This is a genomic window from Paracoccus thiocyanatus, assembly GCF_900156255.1.
Lineage (GTDB): Bacteria > Pseudomonadota > Alphaproteobacteria > Rhodobacterales > Rhodobacteraceae > Paracoccus > Paracoccus thiocyanatus.
The window spans coordinates 227964-251008 of record NZ_FTMK01000002.1; the positions used below are offsets into that span (position 1 = coordinate 227964).

17 protein-coding genes and 1 tRNA gene are annotated in these 23045 nt (G+C 65.7%); 6 read left to right on the forward strand and 12 right to left on the reverse strand.

The genetic code is table 11. The features are described from left to right. Nucleotides 1–21 precede the first annotated feature (21 nt). The 8 genes from F3H32_RS02485 to F3H32_RS02520 form a co-directional block, all read right to left on the reverse strand. Nucleotides 22–3132 carry an efflux RND transporter permease subunit gene (locus F3H32_RS02485; RefSeq protein WP_149764093.1) on the reverse strand — a complete coding sequence of 1037 codons (3111 nt, stop codon included), beginning with the start codon at nt 3130–3132 and terminating at the stop codon, nt 22–24. A gap of 21 nt (nt 3133–3153) precedes the next feature. Next, nucleotides 3154–4632 carry an efflux RND transporter periplasmic adaptor subunit gene (locus F3H32_RS02490; RefSeq protein ID WP_188128567.1) on the reverse strand — a complete coding sequence of 493 codons (1479 nt, stop codon included), beginning with the start codon at nt 4630–4632 and terminating at the stop codon, nt 3154–3156. Further along, entirely contained in the window at nt 4625–5506 is an 882-nt protein-coding gene (locus tag F3H32_RS02495) for an efflux RND transporter periplasmic adaptor subunit (RefSeq protein WP_188128568.1), read from the reverse strand. Before F3H32_RS02495 ends, F3H32_RS02490 begins: the two co-directional genes overlap by 8 nt. Continuing rightward, on the reverse strand, nt 5503–6357 hold the full coding sequence (locus F3H32_RS02500; protein WP_188128569.1) for an MBL fold metallo-hydrolase: 855 nt from the start codon (nt 6355–6357) through the stop codon (nt 5503–5505). Before F3H32_RS02500 ends, F3H32_RS02495 begins: the two co-directional genes overlap by 4 nt. 121 nt (nt 6358–6478) lie before the next feature. After that, nucleotides 6479–7150: a pentapeptide repeat-containing protein gene (locus F3H32_RS02505; protein ID WP_149764101.1), complete on the reverse strand. Its 672-nt coding sequence runs from the start codon at nt 7148–7150 to the stop codon at nt 6479–6481. Nucleotide 7151: 1 nt separating this feature from the next. Beyond that, nucleotides 7152–7583, reverse strand: coding sequence for a hypothetical protein (locus F3H32_RS02510; RefSeq protein WP_149764103.1), 432 nt, complete (start codon nt 7581–7583; stop codon nt 7152–7154). A 74-nt stretch (nt 7584–7657) separates the two neighbouring features. Then, on the reverse strand, nt 7658–9088 hold the full coding sequence (locus F3H32_RS02515; RefSeq protein ID WP_223191323.1) for a hypothetical protein: 1431 nt from the start codon (nt 9086–9088) through the stop codon (nt 7658–7660). Nucleotides 9089–9125: 37 nt separating this feature from the next. Next, nucleotides 9126–9797, reverse strand: a complete 672-nt coding sequence (locus F3H32_RS02520; RefSeq protein ID WP_223191324.1) for a TlpA family protein disulfide reductase — start codon at nt 9795–9797, stop codon at nt 9126–9128. A 442-nt stretch (nt 9798–10239) separates the two neighbouring features. Between F3H32_RS02520 and F3H32_RS02525 the strand changes: the two genes are divergently transcribed. Then, entirely contained in the window at nt 10240–10602 is a 363-nt protein-coding gene (locus tag F3H32_RS02525; RefSeq protein WP_149764109.1) for an ArsR/SmtB family transcription factor, read from the forward strand. A gap of 13 nt (nt 10603–10615) precedes the next feature. After that, nucleotides 10616–11662 (forward strand): YeeE/YedE family protein, encoded by a 1047-nt coding sequence (locus F3H32_RS02530; protein WP_149764111.1) that lies wholly within the window; start codon nt 10616–10618, stop codon nt 11660–11662. A gap of 160 nt (nt 11663–11822) precedes the next feature. On the opposite strand, the gene F3H32_RS02535 is transcribed toward F3H32_RS02530, so the two are convergent. Both F3H32_RS02535 and metH read right to left on the reverse strand, forming a co-directional pair. After that, a tRNA-Leu gene (locus F3H32_RS02535) sits at nt 11823–11909 on the reverse strand. A 77-nt stretch (nt 11910–11986) separates the two neighbouring features. After that, the gene (gene metH, locus F3H32_RS02540) at nt 11987–15748 is read right to left on the reverse strand and encodes a methionine synthase (protein ID WP_149764113.1); all 3762 of its coding nucleotides are present in this window, start codon (nt 15746–15748) and stop codon (nt 11987–11989) included. A 224-nt stretch (nt 15749–15972) separates the two neighbouring features. Here metH and lipB point away from each other — a divergent pair, with 224 nt between their 5' ends. The 4 genes from lipB to F3H32_RS02560 all read left to right on the forward strand — a co-directional run bounded on the left by lipB (nt 15973) and on the right by F3H32_RS02560 (nt 19610). Beyond that, complete coding sequence (gene lipB, locus F3H32_RS02545) at nt 15973–16629, forward strand: lipoyl(octanoyl) transferase LipB (RefSeq protein WP_149764115.1); 657 nt, start codon at nt 15973–15975, stop codon at nt 16627–16629. A 153-nt stretch (nt 16630–16782) separates the two neighbouring features. Continuing rightward, a complete protein-coding gene (locus F3H32_RS02550) occupies nt 16783–17256 on the forward strand; it encodes a c-type cytochrome (protein WP_149764117.1) in 474 nt (157 codons plus the stop codon). Nucleotides 17257–17423: 167 nt separating this feature from the next. Next, the gene (locus F3H32_RS02555) at nt 17424–19100 is read left to right on the forward strand and encodes a cytochrome c oxidase subunit I (RefSeq protein ID WP_149764119.1); all 1677 of its coding nucleotides are present in this window, start codon (nt 17424–17426) and stop codon (nt 19098–19100) included. Between the two features lie 15 nt (nt 19101–19115). Beyond that, nucleotides 19116–19610: a DUF2244 domain-containing protein gene (locus F3H32_RS02560; RefSeq protein ID WP_149764122.1), complete on the forward strand. Its 495-nt coding sequence runs from the start codon at nt 19116–19118 to the stop codon at nt 19608–19610. 119 nt (nt 19611–19729) lie between these two features. On the opposite strand, the gene F3H32_RS02565 is transcribed toward F3H32_RS02560, so the two are convergent. Continuing rightward, nucleotides 19730–20278, reverse strand: coding sequence for a hypothetical protein (locus F3H32_RS02565; RefSeq protein ID WP_149764124.1), 549 nt, complete (start codon nt 20276–20278; stop codon nt 19730–19732). Nucleotides 20279–20438: 160 nt separating this feature from the next. Next, on the reverse strand, nt 20439–22934 hold the full coding sequence (locus tag F3H32_RS02570) for a GcvT family protein (protein WP_149764126.1): 2496 nt from the start codon (nt 22932–22934) through the stop codon (nt 20439–20441). Nucleotides 22935–23045: the final 111 nt, after the last annotated feature.

The following is a 23045-nucleotide window of genomic DNA, read 5'->3' on the forward strand; positions in this document are numbered from 1 at the left end:
TCCTTTCTTGTGCGCCCGCGATCAGGCGGTAAGCGGTGGGGTTTGGGTTTGCGAAACCGGGATCCGGCGGCGCAAGGCTAGGTAGAGCGGCGGCACCAGCAGCAGGTTCAGGACCAGCGAACTCATCATGCCGCCGAACAGCACCAGGGCGATGGCGCGCTGGTATTCCTTGCCGACCGGGTCGCCGAGCATAAGCGGGATCACCGCGATTGCCGTAGTCAGCGCCGTCATCACGATGGGCAACAGCCGGTCGCGCGCGCCCTGCAACGCGATCTCGCGCGGCGACAGCGACGTGTCGCTTTCAAGAACCTCGTAGCGCGACAGCAACAGGATGCCGTTGCGCGCCGCGACCCCGGCCAGCGCGATCAGCCCGACGGTCGAGGCGACGTTCAGGCTTTCGCCGCCCAGCCGCAGCACCAGCGCGCCGCCCAGCAGGGCAAAGGGCACGTTCAGCGCCACCAGCGCCGCAAAGGCCGGCGTGCGGAAGGCCAGGCCCAGAAGCAGCAGGATCATCAGGATGCTGAGCGTTCCCGACCAGGCCAGGTTGGCCGAGGCCCGCTGCTGGCCGACCCAGTCGCCGTCAAAGACCAGGCGATAACCCGGCGGCAGCGCGACCTGTTCGGCAATCGCGGCCTCGGCCGCGGCGATCACCCGGCCCAGGTCGCCGGTGGTGTTCCACTGCACCACCGCCCGGCGCTGCCCGTCCTCATGCGCGATCTGATAGCGGTCCTGGGTCGGCGCGATGCTGGCCACCGCCGAAACCGGGACCGTGGCGCCGGCGCTGCTGCGCAGCGGCATCCTGGCGATGGCCTCGACGGTGTTGCGCGAGGCTTCGTCGCCGCGCACCACCAGGTCGAAGCTGCGGTCGCCCTCGACCACCTTCGACACCGCGATGCCGTTCAGCGCCTGGCCGACCTGGCGGACGATCTCGCCCGGCGACAGCCCGTAGACCGCGGCATTGGCCCGGTCCACCCGGATGTCGTATCCGGGGATCAGCAGCAGCGGTTCGGGCTGCAAATCGACGATGCCCGGAATCCCGGACACCGCCTGGATGATGTCGCCCTGAAGATGTTCCAGCGTCGCCAGGTCGGCGCCAAAGACCTTGATCACCACCTGGGCGCGGACGCCGGACAGGATTTCCTGCATCCGGTGGGTGATGAACTGCGACACGTTCACCGCCACGCCGGGCACATCCGCCAGCGCGGTGCGGATCTGTTCGATGGCGCCCGCGGCGTCGCGCAGTTCGGGATCAAGCGTCACGTCGAATTCGGCAAAGTTGACCGGCTGGGCGTCCTCGTCCAGGCGCGAGCGGCCGGCCCGCTGGCTGACGCTGACGACGCCCGGCACCGCCGACACGATGCGTTCGATCTGGGTGCCCAGGCGCATGTTCTCGGCCAGCGAGGTGCCCGGCATGGCGGTGGTGGCGATGATGACGTTGCCTTCGGCCTGCTGGGGCAGGAATTCGCGCGCCGCCGTGACCAGAAGCAGCGCCGCGACCACGGTCCCCGCCAGGCTGAGGATGATCGCCGGCCGGCCATGGTCCACCACCCGGCCGATCAGCCGGCCATAGCCGCGATGCAGCCACAGCGCCGCGCGGCTGGGTTCCAGGTCCCGCCCCCCGCCCCGGCGCAGGGCGAAATAGCTAAGCACCGGCACCAGCGACAGCGCGACGAACAGCGAGCCCAGGACCGCGGCGATATAGGCGATGGCCATGGGCGCGAAAAGCCGCCCCTCGATTTCCGACAGAAAGAAGATCGGGACAAAGGCGATGATCACGATCCCGGTGGCGAAGACGACGGAATTGCGGATTTCGGAACTGCCTTCGAACACGGTTTGCAGCAGGGGGACCCGCTGGCCCTGGCTGCGCGTCTCGCGCGCGCGGCGCATGATGTTTTCGACGTCGATGATCGCGTCGTCCACCACCTCTCCGACGGCGAAGATAAGCCCGCCCAGGGTCAGGGCGTTGATGCCGATCCCCAGCATCCACAGGATCAGCGCGCCGACGGTCAGCGAGATCGGAATGGCGACAAGGCTGATGACGGTCGGCCGCCAGCGCCCGATCAGCAGCGCAAGGATCAGCGCCACGATGATCACCGCCTCGATCATCGCGCCGCGCAGGTTTTCGATGGACCGCTCGATCGAGCTTGCCTGCCGGAACACGTTGGGGATGAGCTGGATGTCGGGCGGAAGCGTCTGGGCCAGGCGGTCCAGCGCCGACTGCACCGCGCGGCTGGTGTCCAGCGTGTCGGCGCCCCACAGCTTGGAAACCGTGCCGATGACCGCGCTGCCGCCCGCCATCTGCGCATCGCCGCGCTTGATTTCCGGCCCGTTGACGACCTGGGCCACATCGGCCAGCAACAAGGGGACGCCGTCGCGCAGCGCGATCTGGGTGCGGCCGATCTCTTCGGGGGTGCGGGCGCGGCCGTCCACGCGCAGGAAATATTCCTCGTCCCGCGACGGCTCCAGGAACGCTCCGGGCAGGATCAGGTTCGCCTGGCGCGCGGCGGCCACCACATCGTCGAAGGACAAATCATAGCGGCGCAGTTTCGTGACATCGACAAGCACCTGGTATTGCTTGACGCCGCCGCCTTGCGCCACGACTTCGGCCACGCCCGGCTGCGCCAGCAGCGCGTTGCGGAAATCCCAGTCGGCAAGCGCGCGCAGCCGCAGCGGGTCGGGGTTCTGCGACCAGTCGACCAGCGCGAATTTCTGTAGCCAGCTTACCGCCGAGGTCATGGGCATCATCCGCGGGGGGTCGACCCCGTCGGGCAATTGGGTCATCGCGGTCTGAAGCCGTTCCTGCGTCAGCATCCGCGCGTCGTAGATGTCGATGCCCGGCTTGAACACGATCGTCACCCGCGACAGCCCCACGCTGGACACCGAGCGTAGCTGTTCGACCAGCGGCATGCCTTGCAAGGCCGTCTCGATCGGGCGGGTGACAAGCGTCTCGACGTCTTCCGAGGGAAAGCCGGGGGCCTCGGTCTGGACCTGGATCTGGGGCGGCGCGAATTCCGGGAACACGTCCACCGGCATCCGCGGCAACACCGCGGCCGCCACGATCATCAGCGCCGCATAAAGCACGATCACCGTAAAGCGGAAGCGCAGCGAAGCCCGGATAATCCTGTCGAACATGGTGGCGGCCCTTTCCCGGCGCTAATGGTGGTGGTCGTGATCGTCGGGGTCGCGGGTGCCGCCGGCGGTCCGGCGATACTGGCCCTCGATCAAGGACTTGCCGCGCACGACCACCTTGGCGTCGGCGGCGACGTCCTCGACGCGGAACCAGCCGTCCGCGCGCTCAAGGACGGTCAGCTTTCGCCGGGCATAGCGCCCCTCGCCCAGGTCGACATAGGCGACGGGGTCGATATCCTGGCGCAAGACGGCATCGGCGGGAAGCCAGACGCCGGGCGACGCCGGCCAGACGATCTGGACCGGCAGGACCTGGCCCAGATGAAAATCGCCCGCCACGCCGTCAAGGCTGACAAGCCCCGTCGCCTGCTGCGTTGCCGCGTCGATGGCGGGCGCGACAAGGGCCGCGGGCAAGGTAAGCGGACCGCCATCCTTGGCGCCGAAAGGCAGGCGGACCCGGACATCGGGCGCGGGCATGTCCTCCGCTCCGGCGGCATGGTCGTCTGGGCCGGCCTCGGGCGGTCCGTCCGCCTGCGCGATCCGGTCGGCGCCGGCAACGGCGTGGTCCCCCGCCGGTGCCGAACCAGACGGGGTTTGCGCCGCTGTCGCGTCGCCTGCTGCGTCCTCGCCGGGCGCCTGTGGGCGCGCGGTGATCGTGGCATCCGCGGCGGGCGGTGGCGGCGCGCCGACCGGGGCGTTGAAACCGTCCATCAACGCCCCACCTGTGGCAGAAGACGGCGCCGGCGGTTGGGAGGGCTCGTCATCATCGCCCACCAGCCCGCCGCCGGGCGGGGTCGCGGCATCCTCGGCCGCACCTTCGGGACCGGATACCACGACCAGGCTGTCGGCGGGGCCCAGGTCCAGGTCGGGAAACACCGCCACCTCCAGCACAAGCGGCGTGGCCGCGCGCTGCATGCGCGCGACGGCGCGCCCCAGCACGATGAAATTCTGCATGGTGCGGTCGCCCGCGTCGATCATGTCGCCGGGCTGGACCAGAACCTCGGTAATGATGCCGTCCTCGGGCGCAAGCAGGTTCAGGCGGTCAACGGTCCTGCGTTCCTGGACCAGCCGGTCGATCTGCGCCTCGGTCATGCCCCACCAGCGCAGGTTGTCGCGCGCATCGCTGAGATAGTTCGGCAGGTTCCCCTCGCCGCGCAGGATCTCGAGCTGTTCGTCATTTTCCAGCAGTGCCAGATAGCTGCGCTGGGTAAAGACGAAATCGGGGCTGGTGACGGTCGCGATCGGGTCGCCCTTGGCGACGGCGCTGCCGGGCAGGACCAGCACCTCGGCAACCTGGCCGCTGATCGCGGCGTTGATGTCCAGCTGGCCCTGCGGGTCCAGGATCACCCGCCCAAAGGCCGGGACGCGGTGATCGGGCGGCGCCGTCGACACCGCGCGCGAGACGATAAAGGACGAAGCCTGCGCCGCCGCCGGTCCGGCCGATGCCGCAACCGCCAGCGCCAGCGCCAGGCCGATGCCCCCCAGGATGAACCGCCGGTCAGTCATGGGAATGCTCCTCATGCGGTGCGGATGCGTCCGGGGGCAGGACGGTCACGGCCTGTCCGGGACGAAGCAGGCGCGCGACCTCGTCGCCGGGAACAAGCCGGACGGTGCGGGTCCAGGGCCGCCCCGCCGGAACGACGGGCAGCACCGCTTCGACCCGCGCGGCGGCCTGTTCAGGGATCGACGCCCCCGGCGCCATCAGCCGCAATTCATCGCCCGGCGCGATCCCGGCCGCCACCTCGGCCGGAAGTTCGGCAAGGATCAGCTTGGCCCCCAGGTCGGCGATCTGGAACACCGGCGTTCCGGCGGCGGTGAAAAGCCCGGCGCGGGTGCCGGCGTTCACGATGCTGTTGGTGCCGATATTCACCTGCGTCAGATAGCCGTCGGCAGGTGCGACCAGCGCAATCTGCTCGACCGGACGCCGGGTCAGTTCGATCTGGTCGATGTCGGATTCGGACAGGCCCCGCCATTGCAGATTCATCCGCGCCTCGAGCAATTTCGCCTGCGCCGTGACCGAGGCGGCCAGCATCAGGTCGCGCGCCCGCCAGGATTCGATATAGCTGGTCTGAAGGGTCTTCAGCTCGGCGCTGGTGAAATGGGCCAGAATGTCGCCGGCCCGGACCCGGCTGCCGACCGCGCCGCTGGTCACTTCCGTGATGCGCGCATTGACCCGCATGGTCACGTTCACGACCTTGCGCGGATCGACGATCACCCTGGCGGGATAGCGGACGATGTCCTCCATCGTCTCGACGGGGTGATCGTGAACCCCTGCCGTTCCGCTGAAGGACGAGGCATCGGAATGCGCCGCGGTTTCCAGCGGCGACAGGCCCAGGACCAGGGCGGCCAGACCGGCCGGAAGCCAGCGCCGGCAGGTCATGGCTCGACCACCCAGCGGGCGCCCTCGGCGCCGCGCTCGATCCGGCCAAGCCCCGGAGCGGGCATGTGAAAGACCGCAAGGCGCAGTTTTTCCGAAATCGCCCGGTCGATCATGCGGTGCCGCTGCGCCGCCGCCGCGTCGTGATCCTGGTCCGTGCCCCAGCGCCATTGCGGATGGGCGATGGTCAGCGGGTGCGAGAACACGTCCCCGGTGATCAACAGCGGATCGCCGCCCAGATGCAGCAGAAAGCTGCAATGCCCCGGCGAATGCCCCGGCGTGGCGGCGACCTCGATGCCGGGCAGCGGCTCGTCGCCGTCCTTGAAGAAACGCCCGCGCTCGGCCAGGCGCGGCAGGCGCGACCTGGCCCCGGCGACAAAGGTCTCCATCCCCGCGTCCACATTCGACACGGCATCCTCTGCCATCCAGAAATCGAACTCGGCCTGGGCCATGTGATAGTGGGCTTCGGGAAAGGTCAGCTCGTCGAAATCATCGGTCACGCCCCAAAGGTGATCGGGGTGAAAATGGGTAAAGATGACATCGGTGACATCGGCCGGTGAAATGCCGGCCGCCTCGAGCGAGGCCGCCAGCCTGCCGGCACTGTCCATGAACATCGGGCCGGAGCCGGCGTCGAAAAGGATGGTCCGGTCGCCCAGGCGCAGCACCGGCACCGTGCAGGGCACGGCAAGCGGCAGGTCCGGGTCCGCCGAATCGAAAGCCGCGGCCAGCGCGTCCGGCGGCGCGTCTGGAAAAACGAAGCCGGTGGTCAACGCCAGGTTGCCATCGTCCATCATCCGGGGTGCGGCCGCGCCGGCCGCCTGGGCATGGGCGCGCCCGACAAGGGTCGGTCCCACCGCTGCGGCCAGGCCAACCAGTTGCAGAAAGCCACGCCGTCCAAGGCGCAAGCCGGCGGCGGACGGACCGGGGCGAAAATCGTTCGGGTGCGGAACGGGCACGGGCGCTTGCCTCCTTGGGTTAGGGCCAGCACGGCCCGGCGGAAAGATCCGGGCAGGTGGTGCTGTCATCGGTGATCACGCCGTCCAGCTCGGAATTGTCCAAGGTCGCGGCGTTCAGGTCGGCGCCGGTCAAATCGGCGCCGGACAGGTCGGAAAAGAACAGGTTGGCGGCATAAAGATCGGCGCCATTCATCCGCGCATCGCGCAGCGAGGCACCTTCGAAATCCGCATTGGCGGCATGGATGTCCGACATGTCCGCGCCGTCCAGCCGCGCATTTCCCAGCCGGGCCATGATCAGCACCGCCCCAGACAGCCGGGCGTCGGTCAGGTCGGCCCCGGTCAGAATGACGCCGCCCAGGGTCGCCCCCGACAGATCGGCCCCGACAAGGCGGGCATTGCTAAGGTCGCTTCCGATCAGGCTGACACCGGAAAGCCGCGCGCCGCCAAGATCGGCGTCGCGCAGATCGACATGCATCATGCTGATGGCGGTCAGATCGGCCCCGGCCAGATCGCAGCCGCGGCAGACCTGCTGGTCGCGCAGGCGCTGCACCTCTGCTTCGCCCGCGGCCGCGTCGCCGCCGGCCAATACGCCCCAGACCGTGGCGGCGCTTGCGATGCAAGCAAGCGGCACCAGGTCCCGCCATTGAAAGGCGCGCGATGGGGGCGTCCTGACGGCTCTGCATCCCAGCATGTCAGTGCCCGTGCGATCCAAGGTCGAAACGCGCCTCGATCGGCTCGCCGTCCGGCGCGGTGGCCTGAAGCACCAGCCGCCCCCCCTCGGCGGGCTGAATGCGCGGGTCCTCGACCGCCAGGCTGTGCCCGCCGGCCGGTGCAAGCCCCAGATCGACGCGCTCCTCCGCGCGATACAGCGCGACCGTGGCGGCCATCCCTTCGGTGGAAACCGGCTCGCCGCCCATATCGGTCAGCCAGACGGTGATCGCGCCGTCAGAGGCCAGAAGCTCGACATGGTAGTCACCGGCGCTTGCGAAAAGCCCGCCGTTGGGACCGGCGGCGGTCTCGTGGGATTCGTCGCCATGGGCATGGGCGGCCACCGGCAGGATCGCACCGGCAAAGGCAGCCAGCAGGGCTGCCGCGGCAAGGCGGCCAGCGTGAAAGCGGATCATGGAACTAGCTCCTGTGGGATAGGATGGGCGCCGCCGGACGCCAAAGGGAGGACGCGGCCGGCGGCGCTCTTTCGTCAGACCGAAGTGCTGCGCGAGGCCTTGAGCCCCTCCCAGCTTTCGGGGACGACCACGTGGTCGTGGTGGCCGGCGGGGCTTGGAAGCCGGGCCACGATCTCGTCGGTATCCGCGTCAATCACCACCAGACCCGACTGGCCCGACTGGTTTCCGGAATATACCGTCGTGATGTATTTTCCGTCCGTCGTGCAGTCGCATGTATGCGGGTCCGGCCCCGTGTCCCATTGGGCGACGACCTTCCAGGTCTTTGGATCGACCTTGCAGATGAAGCCGTTATTGGGCTTGCGCGCCCAGATGGTAAAGAACACCCATCGCGAATCCGGGACGTTGCCCATGTGCAAGGGCAGGTATTTGTCGCCGAAGCCTTCGACAAAGGCCTCTTTCTTCCATTTCATCGGGTCCGGGTCTTCCGAGCGGTATACCGCGATATTGTTTTGCAGCACGTTGTTGCAGGCCAGGAAGAATTCGCCCGAGGTGATGAAGCCCGCCTCGTGCAGCGGCGTCAGCACCGAGGGGATCGAATAGGTCCAGCTTGTCCCCTGCTGGCGCACCAGTTCGAAATGGTCCGGCGCGCCCTTGGCGGTCGAAAGCAGGGCCAGCGGCTCCCATGTCTCGGTGTTGACGATGACGCAGCACCCGTGCCGACGGATCAGGATCGCCCCCAGCGGAAGCTTGGGGTGCCAGGTCCAGGCATCGACGAACACCGCCGTGGGATCGGCCGGCATCAGCTCTTCGCCCAGCATCGCCTCGTGGCTGGTCTTCATCCCCTTGCGGCCTTCATAGTCGAAGCGCCCGGTCGATGCGTCAGGGAAGATATGCTGGATCGTCAACTCGCGCGCGTTCGGATCATAGTCGGCGCGGAACGCTTTGACGATCTTGGGATCGTCGTCGATGGTGGTGATCAGCACCATGTCCTTCTGCCCATCGGCAAAGGCCACGTATTTTTCAGCGTTCGGCCCCACCCCGATCGAGACGTGCACGCCAAGCGCCATTCCCGTGGTCGCCGAGATGTCGTTGACGACCGAGATCGAGTTCTGCGTCCCCGACCCGTCATAGCGCATCTTGTACATCTTGAAATCGCCGCGGTCGCGCCATTCGGGCGAGTTCTCGTTGACATAGGGCGCGCCCGGAGGCTGCATCGTCTGGTAGAAATCGAAGCCCTTATAGGGGTCCGCCGACGGCATGGCCGCGATATGGTGCGGAATGGGCAGGTCGACGCCCGCGCGGCCGTAGTTATACCACGCCAGCGTTTCCGGCACGCTCAGGTCAAGCGCGGATACCGTGCCGCTATACTTGCCCGGCAGCAGCAGGACGTTGCCCTTGAACTTCTTGAACAGTTCATAGGTGCCCTCTCCGGTCGCGTCATGCACCGCCGACAGCGCCTTGCCGGCGACCCCGCCGCCCATGACAAGACCGGCACCCGCGGCCAAAGATCCACGAAGATAATTGCGCCTGTTGATCATGGTATCAGTTTCCCTGTTGTGCTGCGCTGATAAGTTCGAGATCGCCGTCCATCCAATCCCGCTGTCCGACAAAGGTCCGAACGACCTTTCCTTCTGCGTCGATCAGGTACGATGTCGGCAGGCCCCGGAAACCAAGCCGGTTCGACAGGCCTTCGGGCGTGAAGACGTTGTTTGGCGCCACATACATCGGCGTATCAAGTTTCTCTTCGGCCTTGATGATATTGACGGTGCGCACCGTTTCGGGAATTTGCGCCTCGGGACCGCCAAGCAAGGCAGTACCGACGGAATCCGAATTGGCAAAGACGATGTTCAAATCCTTGCCGGCGGCAAACTTCTCGATATTGCTCAATTCGGCAACCGAGGCGGGCGCCGCGCTGATGAAAAAGGTCAGCAGCGTGGGCTTGCCCGATGCAATGTCGCCCAGCGTCAGTTCCTTTCCCTCAAGATCGAAAAGCTGCACGTCCATGGGAAATTCGTCGCCCGGCTGAAGGCCCGCTGGGAATACCTCGCCGCCGACTTCCTCGGCCGCCGGAAATGAACCGTCATCCCCGGCAGCATAGACCGGCAGCGCCATGGTCATTCCGACAAAAGCCGCAACGACCCCGGCTCGCGAAAGAAACCGCGTCCCTACAGGCGCCGGAGTTTTATCAACTCCGGTCGGATGTTTATCATGCATTTCACTCCCCCCTTTCGGTATTCCGGGCGCAAGCCCGGAAAGCACAACGGCCAATGGCCGCCGTTCCGATATCATCTGGATTGATAAGCCGCTGCGATGTAGCCACACGCCGCGAAACGATATCCGGGATGAACACCCGGTCTATACAGGAATCTCAGGTTACTGCTTCTGCCGATGCCGGCCCGTGAACGGTTGGTTTGGCCGCCACGAATCAGACCATAGGATGACATCTAAAATCGCGCAACAATTAATATTAAAAAAACGTGATGTTATAGTTTCGATAATACGCATTTACGTTTATCAATTGTTTTCGTGCCGTATTGCGGGGTTGCGACCAAGGCGGGTCTCATGCGACATTGCAGATAATGTTGCAGCGTCTTGCTGCGGGCCCAGCCACTGAACCCGAGGCCGCCGAATGCAGCAAATCGCGCCCTTTACGTTGATGGATCTGGTCCTGGCCGCGGGCGAGGACCGGCTGGTGCTGAACCCGTTTTCCACTCCCCGCGAACAGCAGCGCGCCGTCTCGTCGGCCGCCGGGGTGTTCAAGGCGCTGGGGCACGAAGGGCGGCTTCGGATCCTGTGCCACCTGGCGGTGCGCGAATGCAGCGTGTCGGAGCTTGAGAACCTGATCGACGCCAGACAATCCGTGGTCAGCCAGCACCTGGCCCGGCTCAAGGCGGATCAATTGGTGCTCGCCCGCCGCGAAGGCCATACCATCTATTATTCGATCGGCGACAAGCGGATTGCCGACCTGCTTCGTGCGTTTGTGGTCCACCAGCACCAGGCGTTCGGCGGGACACGTTAAACGGGGGGAAACGATGGGAGGAGAAGGCGAAGTTGCGGTGCAGCTTGCCCTGGTTGGCCTGTTATGCGGCGCCCTGCTGGGCGGCGCATCGCGCGTCACGGATTTCTGCTCTTTGGGCGCGTTGGAAACGGCAATGCTGGGCCGGGACTTTCGCCGATTGCATATCTGGGCGGTCGCGCTGGGCGTGGCGATCGTCGGAACCCAGATCGGTGTCCGCGCCGGCTTTGTCGATCTTCAGCGGACGATTTATCATTCGGTGATCTGGAACCCCGTCGCCAGCATATCCGGCGGCCTTGTCTTTGGTTATGGCATGGCCTTGGCCGGGAATTGCGGCTTCGGCGCCGCGGTCAAGGCCGGAAGCGGCGATATCCGGTCCTTCATCCTGCTGGGGGTGATCGGAGTTTCGTCCTATGTCACCCTGTCCGGACCCCTGGCCCCTTTGCGGATAGCGATCTTTCCCCAATGGGAGGAAACCGAGCCGAACGGATTTGGGGTCGCGGTCGGGAAACTGACCGGGTTGCCTGCGGATTTTCTGGGCCTTCTGCTTGGCCTTGCATTCATCCTTTGGGGCATTACCCGTCCGGCGATTTCACGCTCGCCGGCCGCGATCTGCGGCTCGGTCGGCGTCGGGCTTGCGGTCGCGCTCAGCCTGATCGGCACCTCGGTGATTCACGACAACAGCGCCGCCGCGATTTATGTCGAGGGTCCGGCCTTTACCGCCCCCGTCGGCAGAACCATCCTATATGTGATGACCTCGACGGGAACGGTCCCCAGCTATTCCGTAGGGGCGGTTTTCGGCACCATCCTTGGGGCTTTCATCGTGTGCTTTTTCCGCGGCGAGCTTTATTGGGAATCCTGCGACGATGTGCGCGAGTTCGGCCGGCAGCTATGCGGCGCGGCGCTGATGGGCGCGGGGGGCGCGATCGCCGCCGGCTGTACCATCGGACAGGGGCTGACCGCGACGGCAACCCTGTCCTGGTCCGGGCCCGTCACGCTGCTGGCCATCTGCGCCGGGGCCTATGTCGGCTTGCAGCAACTCGTCGCGCAGGCCGAGCCGTAAGCCGGCGCAGCAATGCTTCAAGGGTGATCGGATCTATCCATCCGCGGCCATTGCCGCGCCTGGATAGAATTGGTCCGGGGGACGCGCAAATCCCGCAGCCTCGAAAAGGCTTGGGATATCGGGTTCACTTGCAGTTAGGGGATCGCCACGGGCGTGATGTTGGTGCGGTCGAGAAGACTCGAACTTCCACTCCGGTTAAGGAACAGCGACCTCAACGCTGCGCGTCTACCAATTCCGCCACGACCGCACTTTCGTAGGCTCGGGTCTCATAGACGCTTGCGCGGCGGATGAAAAGGGCATTTTTCGCCCGCCGCGCGTTTCTTTTCACTCGGCCGCGACAGCCGCCTGGGGGGTGTAATTCAGGATCGGCGACAGCCAGCGCTCGACCTCGGCGACGGTCATCCCCTTGCGTTCGGCATAGTCCAGGACCTGGTCATGTTCGACCTTGGCGACGCCGAAATAATAGGCCTCGGGATGGCCGATATAAAGCCCCGAGACCGAGGCGCCGGGCCACATCGCCATCGACTCGGTCAGTTCCACCCCCGTCGCTGCGGTCGCGTCCAGCAGGTCAAACAGCGTCACCTTTTCGGTATGGTCGGGCTGGGCCGGATAGCCGGGGGCCGGGCGGATGCCGGCATAGGGTTCGGCGATCAGCTCCTGAGGGGTGAAGCTTTCATCGGCATAGCCCCAGTATTGCCGGCGCACCCGCTCGTGCATCATCTCGGCCAGCGCCTCGGCAAAGCGGTCGGCCAGGGCCTGCACCAGGATGGCCGAGAAATCGTCATGCGCGGCCTTGAAACGGTCGGCGATCTGCTGCTCTTCGCCGCCCGCCGTAACCACGAAGCCGCCGACATAGTCCCGCCGCCCCTCGGGGGCCACGAAATCGGCCAGCGCCACGTTCGGGCGGCCGTCGCGCTTTGTCACCTGCTGGCGCAGCGTGTGCAGGCTGGCCAGTTCCGCGCCCCGGTCCTCGCCGGTGTAAAGCCGGATATCGTCGCCGACCCGGTTCGCCGGCCAGAAGCCGATGACCGCGCGCGGCCGGAACCATTGCTCGTCGATGATCCGCGCCAGCATGGCCTGCGCATCGGCGAAAAGCTGGCGCGCCACCTCGCCCTGCTTTTCGTCGTCCAGGATGCGCGGATAGACGCCCTTCAGCTCCCAGGTCTGGAAGAAGGGGGTCCAGTCGATATAGCGCGCGATCTCGGCCAGGTCGAAATCGTCGATCACGCGGGGCCCCAGGAACGCGGGCGTCCTGGCCTCGAACTCCGACCAGTCGATGCGCAGGGCATTGTCGCGGGCCACGGCCAGCGGCAGGCGCTTCTTATCGGCCTCGGCGCGGGCGTGCTTGTTCGCGACCTCCATGTATTCGCTGCGGACATTCTCGACATAGGCGGTTTTCTGACCCGACAGCAGGCTGCCCACCACGCCCACCGCGCGGCTGGCGTCGGTGACATAGACCGCCTGGCCCTTGGCATAGCGCGGATGGATCTTGACCGCGGTATGCACGCGCGAGGTGGTCGCGCCGCCGATCAGCAGCGGGATGTCAAAGCCCTCGCGCTCCATCTCGCTGGCGACATGCACCATTTCGTCCAGCGACGGGGTGATCAGGCCGGACAGGCCGATGATGTCCACGTTTTCGGCCTTGGCGGTTTCCAGGATCCTGGTCGCGGGGACCATCACCCCCAGGTCGATGATCTCGTAATTGTTGCAGGCCAGCACGACGCCGACGATGTTCTTGCCGATGTCGTGGACATCGCCCTTGACCGTCGCCATCAGCACCTTGCCGGCGCTGGAGGAACCGCCCAAGCCCCCCGCCGCGGCCTTTTCGGCTTCCATGAAGGGCAGAAGATGCGCCACCGCCTGCTTCATCACGCGGGCCGATTTCACCACCTGCGGCAAGAACATCTTGCCCGAGCCGAACAGGTCGCCCACCACGTTCATCCCAGCCATCAGCGGCCCCTCGATGACGTGCAGCGGGCGGGTGGCGGCCAGCCGCGCCTCTTCGGTATCCTGGTCGATATATTCGGTGATGCCGTTGACCAGCGCATGTTCCAGCCGCTTCTCGACCGGCCATGTGCGCCAGGTCAGGTCCTTTTCGCGCGCCTTGGCCCCGCCTTCGCCGCGGAAGCGCTCGGCGAGCTCCAGCATGTTTTCGGTCGCGGTGCCGCCATTGGCGGGCCGGCGGTTCAGCACCACATCCTCGCAGGCTTCGCGCAGGCCCTCGTCGATCTGGTCATAGACCGCAAGCTGGCCCGCGTTGACGATGCCCATGTCCATGCCCGCCTGGATGGCGTGATACAGGAACACGGCATGCATCGCCTCGCGCACCGGCTCGTTGCCGCGGAAGCTGAAGGAAAGGTTCGACACCCCCCCCGAGATATGCACATGCGGCAGGCTTTGCATGATGCGCCGCGTCGCGCCGATGAAATCGACGCCGTAATTGTCATGCTCCTCGATGCCGGTGGCGATGGCAAAGACGTTCGGGTCAAAGATGATGTCCTGGGGCGGGAAGCCGACCTTGTTCACCAAAAGCTCATAGGCGCGGGTGCAGATCTCGACCTTGCGGTTCTCGGTATCGGCCTGGCCGGTCTCGTCGAAGGCCATGACCACCACGGCCGCGCCATAGCGGCGGCAAAGCCGGGCCTGCGCCAGGAAGCTCTCCTCGCCCTCCTTTAGGCTGATCGAGTTCACGATGGCCTTGCCCTGCACGCATTTCAGCCCGGCCTCGATCACCTCCCATTTGGAGCTGTCGATCATCACCGGCACGCGGGCGATGTCGGGCTCGGCGGCGATCAGGTTCAGATAGTCGATCATCGCCTGTTTCGAATCGATCAGCCCCTCGTCCATGTTGACGTCGATGATCTGGGCGCCGTTTTCCACCTGGTCGCGGGCCACGTCCAGCGCTGCGGCATAGTCGCCATTGGTGATCAGCTTGCGAAACCGCGCCGAGCCGGTGACGTTGGTGCGCTCGCCCACGTTGACAAAGGGAATGTCGTCGGTCTTGACGAAAGGCTCCAGCCCCGACAGGCGCAGGCGCGGCTCGATCTCCGGCACCTGGCGCGGCGGCAGATCGGCCACGGCGCGGGCGATGGCGGCGATATGGTCCGGGGTCGAACCGCAGCAGCCGCCGACCACGTTCACCAACCCCTCGCGGGCAAACTCGGCGACCTGCGCCGCCATATCGGCGGGCGATTCGTCATATTGGCCCATCTCGTTGGGCAGGCCGGCATTGGGATAGGCGCAGATCAGCGTATCGGCGACGGTCGAAAGCTCGGCCAGGTGCGGGCGCATGGCGGCGGCGCCAAGCGCGCAGTTCAGGCCCACGGTGATCGGCGCGGCATGGGACATGGAGTGCCAAAAGGCGGTCGGCGTCTGGCCCGACAGGGTGCGTCCCGACAGGTCGGTGATGGTGCCGGAAATCATCACCGGCAGGCGCAGGCCCTTTTCCTCGAACACCTCCTCGCAGGCGAAGATCGCGGCCTTGGCGTTCAGCGTGTCGAAAATGGTCTCGATCAGGATCAGGTCGGCGCCGCCCTCGATCAGCCCGCGAAGCTGTTGGGTATAGGCGATGCGCAGATCGTCGAAGGTGACGGCGCGATAGCCTGGATTGTTCACGTCGGGGCTGATGGATGCGGTGCGGTTGGTCGGCCCCAGCGCGCCCGCGACCCAGCGCAGCCGCCCGTCTTCGGCCGTGGCGCGGTCCAGCGCCTGCCGCGCAAGGCGGGCGCCGTGGAAATTCAGGTCATGGACCGCCGCCTCCATGCCGTAATCGGCCTGCGCGATCGAGGTCGAGGAAAAGGTGTTGGTCTCGACGATATCCGCCCCCGCCTTGGCATAGCGGTAATGGATCTCTTCGATCGCCTGGGGTTGGGTCAGGTTCAGCAGGTCGTTGTTGCCCTGCTGCGGATGCTCCCCCGGCGCTGGCGGATGGCAGCCGCAGGCGCAGCCCGCGCCATGGCCGGCGAAATCCGCCTCGCCCAGGCCAAGCTGCTGGATCTGCGTTCCCATCGCGCCGTCCAGGATCAGGATGCGGTCGCGCGCAGCCGCGCGCAGGGCGTCGAAGACGGGGGAAAGGGGCAAGGTCATGGTTCGGTCCGCGCTTTATGGAATGTGTTCTATAGCCGCAGATCGCCGATTAGGGAAATTCAACATCCGCAGAATGATCTTGCACGGAATTCATGACCGCCCCGGCCATTTCCTTCTTTCGTGCGGAAATATCCTCGGGGGTGTGGGGGCAGACAGCCCCCACCGCCGCCCGCGACGCAAACCGGCCCTTGCCCAGGATGCCCGTCCGGTCCTATCTGGCGCCCATGACCGAATGGATCACCGCCCCCGGCCTGACCGACTACCAGGAAGCCACGGCCTTCATGGAGGCGCGCGCGGCCGCCATCGCCCAGGGCCGGGCGGACGAGCTGGTCTGGCTGGTCGAACACCCGCCGCTCTACACCGCCGGCACCTCGGCCAGGCCGGCGGACCTGCTTGCCCCCCGCTTTGCGGTGCACCAGACCGGGCGCGGCGGGCAATATACCTATCACGGCCCCGGACAGCGCGTGGTCTATGTCATGCTGGACCTGAACCGGCGCGGCCGCGACGTGCGCGCCTTTGTCAGGGCGCTGGAATCCTGGGTCATCGACACGCTGGCCGAATTCAACCTGCGCGGCGAAATCCGCGACGGCCGCGTCGGCGTCTGGATCGCCCGGCCCGACAAGGCCCCCCTGCCCGACGGCACCATGCGCGAGGACAAGATCGCCGCCATCGGCGTCAAGCTGCGCCGCTGGGTCAGCTTTCACGGCCTTGCCATCAATGTCGAGCCGGACCTGGACCATTACGACGGCATCGTGCCCTGCGGCATCCAGGGTCATGGCGTCACCAGCCTGGTCGACATGGGCCTGCCGGTGGGCATGGCCGATCTGGACCTGGCGCTGCGCCTGAACTTCGCCGCCAACTTCCCGCCCCTGCCCGGCTGACTGCGCGGCTTTTCTGCGTTGCGACATATTCACCGGGCTTTGCTCTGCGACTTTTTTACGGTATTCGGACGGCTGGACGCATGATAGCCCTGTTACGCGGGTAGCGGAGAGGTCCGTTCCCCGCGCAAAGAGCGATACCCAAGAGGAACCGCGATGAAGATCAGCATCTATGCCACTCTCGCCTCCCTGTCCCTCGCCCTGCCGGCCATGGCCCAGGACGCTGGCGACGCCACCAAGGGAGAGAAGGAATTCAACAAGTGCAAGGCTTGCCACATGGTTCAGGCGCCTGACGGCACCAATGTCGTCAAGGGGGGCAAGACCGGCCCGAACCTTTACGGCGTCGTGGGCCGCAAGATCGCCTCGGTCGAAGGCTTCAAATACGGCGACGGCATTCTTGAAGTGGCCGAAAAGAACCCGGACATGGTTTGGACCGAGGAAGCCCTGGTCGAATACATGACCGATCCCAAGCCCTGGCTGGTCGAACAGACCGGCGATTCGGCGGCCAAGACCAAGATGACCTTCAAGCTGGGCAAGAATCAGGCCGACGTGGCCGCGTTCCTGGCCAAGCACTCGCCCGACGCGGGCGCAGAGGCCGAAGCCGCCCCGGCCGAAGCCGAAGCGAACTGACCTGCGCGGGCGGCAAGCCCGCGACAGCCGCACCCCTGCGGCAAAAGCGCGCAGGGGTGCGGCTTTTAGTCCCTTCTTCGCATTGCGAGGGATAGGATTGTGGACTAGAAACAGGCGAGTCCGTCGGCCTTTGCCGCCGACCAGCCGCATGTCTAGGGAGTCCACTTATGGCAGACGCAGCCGTTCACGGCCACGGTGACCATCATGACACCCGCGGGTTCTTCACCCGCTGGTTCATGTCAACAAACCACAAGGATATCGGTATCCTTTACCTGTTCACGGCCGGCATCGTCGGCCTGATCTCGGTATGCTTCACCGTTTACATGCGGATGGAGTTGCAGCATCCCGGCGTCCAATACATGTGCCAGGAAGGCGCGCGCTTCATCGCCGATGCATCGGCGGAATGCACGCCGAACGGGCATCTGTGGAACGTCATGATCACCTATCACGGGGTGCTCATGATGTTCTTCGTCGTCATCCCGGCACTGTTCGGCGGTTTCGGCAACTATTTCATGCCGCTGCATCTCGGCGCGCCGGACATGGCCTTTCCGCGGCTGAACAACCTGTCCTACTGGATGTATGTCTGCGGCGTCGCCCTGGGCATCGCCTCGCTTCTGGCGCCGGGCGGCAACGACCAAATGGGCTCGGGCGTGGGCTGGGTGCTTTACCCGCCGCTCTCGACCACCGAGGCCGGCTATTCCATGGACCTGGCGATCTTTGCCGTCCACGTCTCGGGCGCCAGTTCGATCCTGGGCGCGATCAACATCATCACCACCTTCCTGAACATGCGCGCGCCCGGCATGACCTTGTTCAAGGTGCCGCTGTTTGCCTGGTCGGTCTTCATCACCGCCTGGCTGATCCTGCTGTCGCTGCCGGTGCTGGCGGGCGGCATCACCATGCTGCTGATGGACCGCAACTTCGGCACGCAGTTCTTCGACGCGGCCGGCGGCGGCGACCCGGTGCTTTACCAGCATATCCTGTGGTTCTTCGGCCATCCCGAGGTCTACATGATCATCCTGCCGGGTTTCGGCATCATCAGCCATGTCATCTCGACCTTCGCCAGGAAGCCGATCTTCGGCTACCTGCCGATGGTCCTGGCCATGGCCGCGATCGGCATCCTGGGCTTCGTGGTCTGGGCGCACCACATGTACACGGCCGGCATGTCGCTGACCCAGCAGGCTTATTTCATGCTGGCCACCATGACCATCGCGGTGCCCACCGGCATCAAGGTTTTTTCATGGATCGCCACCATGTGGGGCGGCTCGATCGAGTTCAAGACGCCGATGCTTTGGGCCTTTGGCTTCCTGTTCCTGTTCACCGTCGGCGGCGTGACCGGCGTGGTGGTCAGCCAGGCGCCCTTGGACCGGGTCTATCACGATACCTATTATATCGTGGCGCATTTCCACTATGTGATGAGCCTGGGCGCGGTCTTTGCGATCTTCGCCGGGGTCTATTACTGGATCGGCAAGATGTCGGGCCGGCAATACCCGGAATGGGCCGGCAAGCTGCATTTCTGGATGATGTTCATCGGCTCGAACCTGATCTTCTTCCCGCAGCACTTCCTGGGCCGCCAGGGCATGCCGCGCCGCTATATCGACTACCCGGTCGAGTTCGCCTATTGGAACAATATCTCGTCGCTTGGCGCCTATCTTTCCTTTGCCTCGTTCCTGTTCTTCATCGGCATCGTGTTCTACACGCTGTTCGCGGGCCGGCGGGTGAATGTTCCGAACTACTGGAACGAGCACGCGGATACGCTGGAATGGACCCTGCCCTCGCCGCCGCCCGAACACACGTTCGAGACGCTGCCCAAGCGCGAGGACTGGGACCACGTCCGGGCGCATTGATCGCGCATCAAGCAGATGCCTTATGTCTGGCACGACACGGCCCCGGAGGAATCCGGGGCCGTCTGTTTTCAGCTCAAGCTTTGGCCGCATCGCTCGCTGTCGCGCCAGGGTTTCGTCTGGGTGATCGGCCTGACTGCCGGCGGATTGGCGCTGCCGCTTCTGGCCCTGCTTGGCTCGGCGGTGGTCTGGGGGCTTTTGCCCTTTGCGCTGCTGGCGGTCTGGGGGTTGTGGCAGGGAATCGCCCGCAGCTACGGCACCCCGCACGAGGTCATGTGGCTGTCGCGGGATCGGCTGGAACTGCTGCGCAGCGATCCGGGCCGGCCCGACCGGACCTGGCGGACCAACCCCTATTGGGTGCGCGTCGGCCTGCGCCCCGGCGGCCCGGTCGAGGATTACCTTGTCCTGACCGACGGCCAGCGCGAGGTCGAATTGGGCGCATTCCTGTCACCGGAAGAGCGGGTGGCGCTGCGGGACGAATTGGAGCGGCGCCTGGCCGGGCTGCGGCGCTAAGGCCGCCACCCGCCGGCTTGGCAAATCGGATGCGACGCGGCGGACTGCGACGGCCCAAGGCTGCACAAGCGGCGCCGCGGATCCGTGCGCGACGCTGCCTGTTCAGGACCAGGTGCGGGTCAGAAACGGAACCCGGCCAAAATCTGGGTGCTTTCGCCGGTGGCCCGCAGGCCCAGGGTGAACTTGTCCACGGACAGGGTCACGACCGCGCCGAAATTGCCCTTATAGTCGGTGTCGGGTTCTTCATCGGCATAGCACTGAAAACCCAAGTAGGAATCGGCGCAATCGGCAAAGGATTCGCGCACCCCCAGCAAAAGGGCGGCATCGGTCCGGAAACGCCCGTTATCCATCAGATTGCCGCCGATCAGGAAGTTGTAAGAGGTCGCCTGCTTCGGCCGGTCATCCATGCCCCAGGTCGAATCGAGCATCGTTCCTTCGCGGCCGATATCGAAGCCCAGGATCAATTTGCTGTCCGGCCGCTGGTGCAGGAAACCGAAGGAGAACGGCGTATCGTCATTTTCCAGCGGCCCATCGTCATTGGCCGCGCCCGCCCCGATGTAAAAGGTGTTGCGCAGCGTCGTGCCCTGCTGGCTGTCGTCCTGTGCCTGGGCATGGCCGGCGGCGATGGCAAGCGGCAGGCAAAGGCCTAGGACCTGGAAAATCTTCATACTGGTTACTCACTGGCTTGAGGAATGGGGATGCCTGCTAGCACGGAGAACCTCTGGGACAAAGCAGAGATTCAAGACAATTCGTTACAGTTTCCTTTCCCGCCCCCCTTTCCGGCGCGGATCCCCGTTGGCGCGGCATTGCGGCGCGCAATAGGCTGTTTCACCCATCCACCCGAATACGGGCATTTTCGGGGTCAAAGGGGCTGTCCACCGTGACCTCGGCATCCCATAATTCGCGCTGCATCCGCACTTTCAGCCGCGTCCCCGGCGCGGCCAGGTCGGGGCGGACATAGCCCATGGCAATGGATTTGTCGAAAGCCGCCGACCAGCCGCCCGAGGTCAGCCGCCCGATCCGGGCCGCGCCATCGGGCAGGTATAGCGCCTCGCGGCCCCAGGGATCGGCGTCCGCCGGCCCGTCGATCAGCAAGGTCACGCATTTGCTGCGGATGCCCTTGGCCAGCATCGCCTGCTTGCCGTTGAACGCCTTGTCCAGATCGACGAAACGGTCCAGCCCGGCTTCAAGCGGCGTCGCGTCGCGGCCCAGCTCGGTGCCGAAGGCGCGATAGCTTTTCTCTTGCCGCAGCCAGTTCTGCGCCCGCGCGCCGACCAGCTTCAGCCCGTGCTTCTCGCCCGCCGCGACCAGTTGGTCCCACAGGTAGCGGCCGAACTCGATCGGGTGATGCAGCTCCCAGCCCAGCTCGCCGGTATAGGCGACGCGGATGGCGCGGACCGGGCACATGCCCAGTTCGATATGGCGCATCGAGAGCCAGGGAAACCGCTTGTTGCCCAGGACCGTGTCGGGGTCGGCGTCGCGCACCAGGTCGCGCAGGATGGCGCGGCTGTTCGGCCCGGCCAGGGCGAAAACGCCCCATTGCGTGGTGATGTCCTGCACGATCACCGGCCCGAACTCGGCCTGCATCGCCTCGGCCGCCCGGCGCAGGTGGTCGCCGTCGTAATCCGCCCATGCCCCGGCCGAGATCAGGTAATAATCGTCCTCGGCCAGCCGCACGATGGTATATTCGGTGCGCGTGGTGCCGGTCTCGGTCAGGGCATAGGTCAGGTTGATGCGGCCGACCTTGGGCAGGCGGTTGGTGGTGAACCAGTCCAGAAAGGCGGTGGCGCCGGGACCATGGACGCGATGCTTGGCAAAGGCCGAGGCGTCGATCAGCCCGGCGGCGCCCCGGACCGCCTCAGCCTCGGCCCTGGCATAGTGCCACCAGCCGCCGCGGCGGAAACTGCGGCTTGCATGGTCGTCGAAACCGGCCGGCGCGTAATAGTTCGGCCGCTCCCAACCGTTCACCTGGCCGAATTGCGCCCCGGCATCCTTCTGGCGGTCATAGGCGGGGGTGGTGCGCAGCGGGCGGCAGGCTTCGCGCTCTTCGTCCGGGTGGTGCAGGACGAAGACATGCTCGTAAGCCTCTTCGTTCTTGCGGGCGGCATATTCGGTGGTCATCCAGCCACCGAAGCGGCGGGGGTCGAGGCTGGCCATGTCGATCTCGGCCTCGCCCTCGGTCATCATCTGCGCCAGGTAATGGCCGGTGCCGCCGGCGGCGGTGATGCCAAAGGAAAAACCCTCGGCCAGCCACATGTTGCGCAGGCCGGGCGCCGGGCCGACCAGCGGGTTGCCGTCGGGCGTATAGCAGATCGGGCCGTTGAAATCGTCCTTGAGCCCCACGGTTTCCGAACTGGGAATCCGGTGGATCATCGACATGTATTCTTCCTCGATCCGTTCCAGGTCCAGCGGGAACAGGTCGGCGCGGAAACTTTCCGGCACGTCGTAGAGAAAGCGCGCCGGGGCATTGCGCTCATAGGGGCCCAGGATCCAGCCGCCGCGTTCCTCGCGGACATACCATTTCGCGTCGGCGTCGCGCAGCACCGGGTGTTCCGGGTTGCCCTGGGCGCGCCAGGCGACCAGCGCCGGGTCGGGCTCGGTGACGATATACTGGTGCTCGACCGGGATGGCCGGGATCTTGATGCCCAACAGCCGGGCGGTGCGCTGCGCATGGTTGCCGGTCGCGGTCACGACATGTTCGGCGCGGATCTCGAACACCTCGCCTGACGGCACCAGGTTGCCGCCCCGTTCGGCCATCTTCTCGCAGGTGACGATCCATTCCTCGCCGGTCCAGGCATAGCCGTTGACCTGAACCTTGCGCTCAATGGCGGCGCCAGCCAGGCGCGCGGCCCGCGCCATGGCCTGGGTCACGTCGGCCGGGTTGATATAGCCGTCGGTCGGATGGAACAGCGCCCCCTTCAGATCCTCGCAGCGCAGCAAGGGCCAGCGGTCCTTGATCTGCGCCGGCGTCAGGAACTCATGCTCGATCCCCATGGTCTCGGCGGTGGCGGAATAAAGCATGTATTCGTCCATCCGCGCATCGGTCTGGGCCATGCGTAGGTTGCCGCAGCGGGTAAAGCCCGCGTTCAGCCCGGTCTCGGCCTCCAGCCCGGCATAAAGCTTGACCGAATAGTCGTGGATATGGCTGGTCGCATAGCCCATGTTGAACAGCGGCAGCAGGCCCGCCGCGTGCCAGGTCGAGCCGGCCGTCAGCTCGTCGCGTTCGACCAGCAGCGTGTCCCAGCCGGCGCGCGCCAGATGCAGCGCCACGGCGCAGCCGACCGCGCCGCCTCCGACCACCAGGGCCTTCACATGGGTTTTCATGGCAAGCGACTCCTTATCCCGCGCATCAGGCCAACTGATCGGATTAGTGCCACAGCCATGGCGCCGCGCCCCTATGCTCCGCGACATGTTCTGGGTCAAAAACGACATGGC